We start from the raw sequence: 6,846 nt of genomic DNA on the forward strand, positions 1-6,846 counted from the left end.
TTGTGAAAATTGGGCTAAACGCACATAAGTGTATCCTTGTTTTAAAAGACTATAGATGTCCATGTCCTCCAAGTCTTTCATGGTTTGGATGGTTTGTGGATATACTTTTCCTTCAAGTAGTCGATAGCCGGTAGCGTCCAAAGTTTCATAGCCATAAAAGGTTGATAAATCGCCTTTTTCGACAATGCTGCCTTGGTTGTAAAACGTATCATGATTTTTATCTTCCACTTCCAAATGGTTGATGCCGATATCCAAAATATAATCCTTTCCTAAAAATTTATGAGTAAAGCGCTCAATTTTTAAATCGAATAACTTGCGATCGTTTTGGGGAATTTTCTCATAATCGGCTATAGCAATGGTTTTATAATTCCCATTAGCAATCGCATAACATGCCGATAAAATGGACACAAAATTGAGTTTTCTAATTTCCTGTTTTTCAACATCATTTTTATAACCACCTGATTCAATCAGAATAGCGCTTGTTCCCCATTTTTGAATATTGTCTCCAAAAGCGCGTGGTTCAAAATCGTCGTTATAACGACCTACTTGACCAGGCGCATATTTTTGGATGATACTGTTCATGAAAACAATTACTTTCATAGCATTGCCACGGACGTCATTGATGTCCTTTTCATAATTGTAGGCAGGTGCCAAGTAAGAGATGGTTGCCGGTTTTGACGTGCGTTCTGCGTTGTAATAGGTACTTTGGTCGTGAAGGTTAAAACCAAAGTCAGCATTCAGACTGTCTCTGATGCGCTTCAAAACTTGTCCTTCAGGAGATTGTAACATGAGCGCATCTCTATTGATATCGATGCCCAAAGCGTTACGTCTGGTAAATATTTCAGCACCATCCGGATTAAGCATCGGCATAAAATGAAGCGTTAATTTGCTCAAAAGTTCTTTCTTTTCGGCTTTAAAATCAGGGCTGTTCAAAAAATTGATAATGTCGAAAATAGCTTGAGTTGCTGTTGGTTCATCGCCATGCATTTGCGACCAAAGAAATACATTTATGGGGCCAGAGCCAACACTAATCAGACTGATCTTTTTGCCTTTGATGCTTTCGCCTGCTTTTTGAACGGTGTACATAGGATTACTCTTGAGCTTGATAATGAGCGGTTGAATATCCTCATGCTTGATGCGGCGTTTATCCAAGCTGGGTTCCTTATATTTTTCGTAGCTATCGTAAAGTTTCGTGGTCATATCATTAACCTGAGCCAATGCAGAAAATGAAATGAAGGCCAGTAAAATGGTAAATATATTTTTCATAAGATCTTATTTCTTTGCTGGTGCTGCTTTTAAATTAAGCTTTTGAGTGCCTTTTTTAACAGCATTCATAAAGTCCTCACCTGGATCGTTTTTTTCTGTGCGATAGCCATCATCCGTTTCCAACCATAACTCGTGATCTTCAAAATTGGTATATTCATAATGACCAATAAGGTACTCGATAGGATACTTTGCGCTTAAATATTTAGCCAACCAAATGTTCGCTTTTATTTGTGCTTTTGTAAGTGGCAAATCTGCCGTTCCTCCTACGTTTTCAACCCCAATAGCGGTGTGATTTAAACCGATTACGTGTCGAGCCATGGTGGTTTCTGGCATTAATCGGTAAATAGTGCCGTCTTGATCCACTAAAAATTGCGAAGACACATTTAAACTGCTTGCCGTGGCAAGATCAGGCCTGCTAGGTAATTGCGAAGGATTAAAAACATCAAAAGTTTGTTGCATGGTTGGGATTACCGTCCAGTGCAATACAATCATTTTGGGAACAATTGTTGGAGTATCCTGAATTAAACCGTGACGTGTCGCAAGATATTCTTTAGTAAGCTGCATGCGCTCTTCGTCAAATATAATGGGTTTATCTACTATTTTTTGTGAAGTGCCACAAGCGAAGAGCATGAGCATGCTCATACAAAATAAGGTGTATTTCATTATCAGATATTTGATGGATATCAAAGTTAACGAAATTATTTGTGACAAAAAGATTTGTAAAAACTAACCCCTAAACAAAAAGAAATCTTCTTTCATATCCTCAATTTGCGCGTCTTCATTAGTAATGATATAATTGATGGCCTTGGAGGTAAATTCGTCACCTTTTTTGGTAAGCGACACGATTTTATGATCAATGATAATCATGTTGTTTTTAAGGGCTAAATCTAACACCGTCTTACTTTTTACTTTATGCCAATTGATGTGTTCGTTAAGATGTTTGACATGACGTTCGGATTCTTCATTATGATTTTTAAGATGGAGTAAAAACGTCAAAAGCAACACTTCGATGCGTTGTTGTTTCTCTCGGTAAGTTACGGCGATAAGGCCTTTACTCGGAGCGAATAAATAAATGCTTAAAAACACGATGCCAAGCATGGTTGTGATAGAGCCTGCAATGGAGGCATCCAGCCAATGCGCCATCCAATATCCGGAAATAGCGCTAAAGACTCCGAAAAATATGGCAAATCCGAGCATTTTCTTTAAATCGGTGGTCAGTAAATAGGCACAGGCAGCAGGTGCAATCATGAGTGCCACAACTAAAATGGCACCAACGGCATCAAATGCGCCCACTGTTGTTATAGAAGCCATACTCATCAGTCCGTAATGGATGATTGCGGGTGAAAAACCCAGCGATGCCGATAAGCCAGCATCAAACGTACTGACTTTTAATTCTTTAAAAAAAGCAATTAAAAGTCCGATTGTAATGGTCAAAATGGCGCCAATAACCCATAAGGATTTTGGGCCGATATCGGTCCCGCCAACCGTAAGTCGGTCAAAGGGTGCAAAGGCCAATTCTCCTAATAATACGGCATCCACGTCTAAATGCACATCATTGGCATTTTTGGCAATCATGATGACTCCAATACTAAATAACGCGGGAAATACCAATCCGATGGCCGTGTCCTCCTTAACCAAGCCTGTTTTTTGGATCTGCTCCACTAATATAACGGTAATAACACCTGTAAGCGCCGCGAGTAAAATAAGTAGAGGCGAGTTGAGGTCTTGGGTGATAAAGAAGCCCACGACAAGCCCTGGTAAGATGGCATGACTAATGGCATCACTGATCATAGCCATTTTCCGGAGCACCAAAAATGTACCAGGAATGGCACAGGCAATGGCTACCAAGCAAGCAATAAGCTGTATTTCTAATTGAGCGCTATGCATCTTTCTTGAAATTTTGATTGTATAAATTGGCCGCGGTTTCAAATCCTTCTTTTGTTAAACTCCACATGCTGCCGTCTAAAGTGACATAGTTTTTATCGACCAACTTTTGAAGGGTTTTACGCGTATAGCCTTGAAAGTTGTTTAATATTTTGATCGTATGCGGGTGCGAGATATCCTCGTGGGTTTCAGCAATATGATACATAAAAGAGAGCGTTTTTTGAAGTTCCAAATCCCTCCTGTTGCTGATCAGACGAATTTGACGAAATAATATCCCTCTACCTGGCGAAAATATAAATGAAAACACGACAAAAACGGACGCTACAATCACAATGACCGGGCCTGTAGAAAGGTTGTTTTGACTGGCGCTGATGGCTGTTCCGAAAACGCCCGAAAATGCTCCGAAAATCGCCGCTAAAAAAACCATGGTGCCCAAGCTGTTGGTCCATTGACGTGCCGCCGCAGCTGGTGCCAACAACATGGCGCTCATCAGTACGACGCCAACGGTTTGTAGGCCTAAAACGATGGCCAATACAATAAAAGTGGTGATTAAAACATCGATAAATTTGGTGTTGAAACCTAAGGTTTTGGTGTAATCGGCATCAAAAAGTAAGAGTTTGAATTCTTTCCAAAATAAGAGCATCACAAACAAGCAAATCCCCGTAACGATGGCCATGAGCCAAACATCGCTTTCTACCAAAGTTGCGGCCTGCCCAAATAAATATTTGTCCAATCCTGCTTGATTGGCGTTGGGTTGCTTTTGGATAAAGGTGAGTAAGAGCATTCCAAATCCGAAAAACAAGGAAAGAATAAGGCCTAAGGCGGTATCTGACTTTAAATGGGTTTTGGTAATGATGCCTCTAATCCAGAAAGTTCCTAAAAGGCCGCTGACCAATGCGCCCAAAAGTAAGGTGTTCGTATCTTTTGCGCCAGTTATTAAGAATGCCAAGGCAATCCCTGGAAGTGCAGCATGTGAAATCGCATCGCCCAATAAACTTTGTTTCCGCAATACGGCAAAACTACCGAGCATGCCGGTAACTGCGCCCAAAATGGCGGTGCCGAGGGTGATGGTGCGAAGCGTGTAATCGCTGAATACTAATGAAAAGTAGTCTTGTAAATTCATAACCTATTCCTGCGGAGGCAGGAATCTCTTTTTTATATATTTAAAATTATCGTAACCCTTCCGTCTTTAAGCTTTTAACTAAACTTAAATCCACCTTCCCTTGAAAAAAGGGAATGAATTATGTGTTTATAATGTTTATTATCTCAGACCTTTCAGGTTTTAAAAACCTGAAAGGTCATTATGCGCAGTCCGATTACTGCCGACTGCCAACTGTCGACTTTTTTATTTCTGCACGCTGACCTTATAATTAATGCCATAAGTTTTCGTCAAATTATCATCATTGAAAATGTCCTTAACGGGGCCTGTGGCGATTTTTTTAACGTTCAAAAAGGTAACCCAATCAAAATATTCTGGAACGGTTTGCAAATCGTGATGTACAACGATGACGGTTTTTCCTGCTTTTCGCAATTCTTTTAAAATATTGATGATCGCGATTTCGGTCGTCGCATCGACGCCTTGAAATGGTTCATCCATAAAATAGATGGACGCGTCCTGTACCAAGGCTCTTGCCAAAAAGATACGTTGCTGTTGTCCGCCAGAAAGCTGACTGATTTGTCTGTTTTTAAAAGCGAGCATGCCTACTTTTTCCAAAGCTTCCAATGCTGCTTTTTTTTCTTTCACTCCAGGGCGTTTGATCCAGCCTAAGCTGCCATAAGTGCCCATCATCACAACATCTAGCGCAATGGTTGGGAAATCCCAATCTACGCTTCCTTTTTGTGGCACATAAGCCACATGCGAACGTTGTTTGTGATAAGGTTTTCCGTAAATGCTAACACTTCCCGCAAGAGGTTTGAGGATGCCTAAAATAGCTTTGATCAAGGTGGACTTCCCTGCGCCATTAGGTCCAACAATGGCCATTAGTACGCCTTCAGGAATTTCAAGGTCGATATCCCAAAGCACAGGCTTGTAGTTGTAAGCCACGGTTAAATCGTCAACTTTTACGGCCAGTACACCTGTTGAAGCAGGAGTCTCATTATTGGGATTATTTTTTTTCATTATCTTTTCATCTCGTTTTACTCTTAGGATTTTAAGCTTTTGCTGAAACTTAAAACCACTTTCCCTTCATTTTGACAAGCTCAATGATCAAGGGGAGGAATTATTGCATTTATTTCGAAAATATTGTTACAGACCTCACAGATTTTCCTCCTACGCTGAAGCTCTGGCGGACAAGCAAAGACTTTTGAAGCCTTGCACTGACCTTAGCTGATCGTTTAGCCCTGATAGAAGCGGCATCCTTTTTTGATTTTTCATCAAAAAAGATACAGCGGATAGCAGGAATAGCTTCAAATAATTAAATATATCATTTTATTTGAAACCTTGCAGCTCTGTCAACTGTCACTGAACACTGTGAACTTATTTCAAAGCATTCACAATCGTGTTGACATTGTACTTGAACATGCCAATATAGGTGCCTTCGACCGTGCCGGCATTTCCTAGGGCATCTGAATATAGCGTGCCGCCAATTTCAACTTGATGTTGTTTGGAATTTACCGCGGCCTGAAGTGCTTCAATCGTACGACGCGGCACGGAGCTTTCCACAAAAATGGCTTTGACTTTTTTGTCGATAATAAAATTAGCTAAATTTTGAACATCCTGAACACCTGCTTCGGTGGCGGTTGATAAGCATTGTAAGCCAACGACTTCAAATCCGTAAGCTTTTCCAAAATAATTGAAGGCATCATGTGCCGTAACCAAAATTCTTTTTTCTTCGGGAAGTTTGCTGATGATGGTTCTGATTTCGGCATCAAGTGCTTTTAATTTTTCAAGATACTTCTTGCCGTTTTCTTCAAAGAAGGCGGCGTTTTCAGGACTTGCTTCGGAGAGTTTTTGAACTACAAAAGTTGTAATGCGTTCCCAGTTGCGGACATCAAACCAAATATGCGGATCATAATTGGAGGCAAAAAGCGCAGAGCTTATCAATGTTTTTTTATCCAATGCATCGGAAACGGCGATGGTTTTAATGTTTTGACGCTCCATTTTTTCAAAAACATCGACGAGCTTACCTTCTAAATGTAATCCGCCATAAAAAATCAAATTAGCCTTTGCCAATTTAGTGACGTCGCCTTCGCTGGCTTTGTATAAATGCGGATCGACGCCACTTCCCATTAGGCCTTCAACGTTGATTTTGTCGCCACCAATCTGGTTTACCAAATCTGTAATCATGGTGGTGGTGGTTACGATGTTGAGTTTGCCGTTACTTGGTGTTGCATCTTTACAAGCTGAAAGGAATGTGAAGGTTAATAGAATTAAAACTATTTTTTTCATGAGTCTAAATATATGTTACGAATTTACGGAAAAAATAGCGAATTTTAATAAAGTTGATACCTCAATCCAAAGAAAACTCTTATACCTTGATTAGGGCCATAGACATAATCGGGGCTGAAGGTAAGGCCGTAAGGATTATCTGGAGTTGCCACAGCATTGCCATTGGTGTCGAAAACGACGTCCTTATCAAAGGGATCGTTTGCTCGGGATATAATAAATGGATTGCCTTTGTTTGGCGTCCAATTGAGTAAGTTTTTTACACCAGCATAGATATCGATGTTTTTAAAGCCATCGTAGGTAAATTGAAT

General features: G+C 40.3%; 6 protein-coding genes and 1 pseudogene. All 7 read right to left on the reverse strand.

Annotated elements, in window-relative coordinates; translation table 11 throughout:
* On the reverse strand, window positions 1-1,266 hold a 1,266-nt coding region (locus ABIQ28_RS11500; RefSeq protein ID WP_348037426.1), incomplete at its 3' end, for a M14 metallopeptidase family protein.
* Between the two features lie 6 nt (window positions 1,267-1,272).
* Window positions 1,273-1,929 carry a peptidoglycan recognition family protein gene (locus tag ABIQ28_RS11505; protein ID WP_348037429.1) on the reverse strand — a complete coding sequence of 219 codons (657 nt, stop codon included), beginning with the start codon at window positions 1,927-1,929 and terminating at the stop codon, window positions 1,273-1,275.
* A 63-nt stretch (window positions 1,930-1,992) separates the two neighbouring features.
* Window positions 1,993-3,153 (reverse strand): metal ABC transporter permease, encoded by a 1,161-nt coding sequence (locus ABIQ28_RS11510; RefSeq protein WP_348037431.1) that lies wholly within the window; start codon window positions 3,151-3,153, stop codon window positions 1,993-1,995.
* Window positions 3,146-4,273 carry a metal ABC transporter permease gene (locus tag ABIQ28_RS11515; protein ID WP_348037433.1) on the reverse strand — a complete coding sequence of 376 codons (1,128 nt, stop codon included), beginning with the start codon at window positions 4,271-4,273 and terminating at the stop codon, window positions 3,146-3,148. The genes ABIQ28_RS11510 and ABIQ28_RS11515 overlap by 8 nt, the downstream gene beginning before the upstream one ends.
* Window positions 4,274-4,495: 222 nt before the next feature.
* On the reverse strand, window positions 4,496-5,269 hold the full coding sequence (locus ABIQ28_RS11520; protein WP_348037435.1) for a metal ABC transporter ATP-binding protein: 774 nt from the start codon (window positions 5,267-5,269) through the stop codon (window positions 4,496-4,498).
* 357 nt (window positions 5,270-5,626) lie between these two features.
* A complete protein-coding gene (locus ABIQ28_RS11525) occupies window positions 5,627-6,538 on the reverse strand; it encodes a zinc ABC transporter substrate-binding protein (RefSeq protein ID WP_348037437.1) in 912 nt (303 codons plus the stop codon).
* A 44-nt stretch (window positions 6,539-6,582) separates the two neighbouring features.
* Window positions 6,583-6,846, reverse strand: a pseudogene (locus tag ABIQ28_RS11530) (TonB-dependent receptor); the annotation flags it as partial.

The organism is Gelidibacter sp. (genome assembly GCF_039916245.1).
GTDB lineage: Bacteria > Bacteroidota > Bacteroidia > Flavobacteriales > Flavobacteriaceae > Gelidibacter.

Excerpts from the sequence above, each read along its gene's own strand:
- ABIQ28_RS11505 (WP_348037429.1), bottom strand. The coding sequence starts at position 1,929 with ATGAAATACACCTTATTTTGTATGAGCATGCTCATGCTCTTCGCTTGT.
- ABIQ28_RS11510 (WP_348037431.1), bottom strand. The coding sequence starts at position 3,153 with ATGCATAGCGCTCAATTAGAAATACAGCTTATTGCTTGCTTGGTAGCC.
- ABIQ28_RS11520 (WP_348037435.1), bottom strand. The coding sequence starts at position 5,269 with ATGAAAAAAAATAATCCCAATAATGAGACTCCTGCTTCAACAGGTGTA.
- ABIQ28_RS11515 (WP_348037433.1), bottom strand. The coding sequence starts at position 4,273 with ATGAATTTACAAGACTACTTTTCATTAGTATTCAGCGATTACACGCTT.
- ABIQ28_RS11525 (WP_348037437.1), bottom strand. The coding sequence starts at position 6,538 with ATGAAAAAAATAGTTTTAATTCTATTAACCTTCACATTCCTTTCAGCT.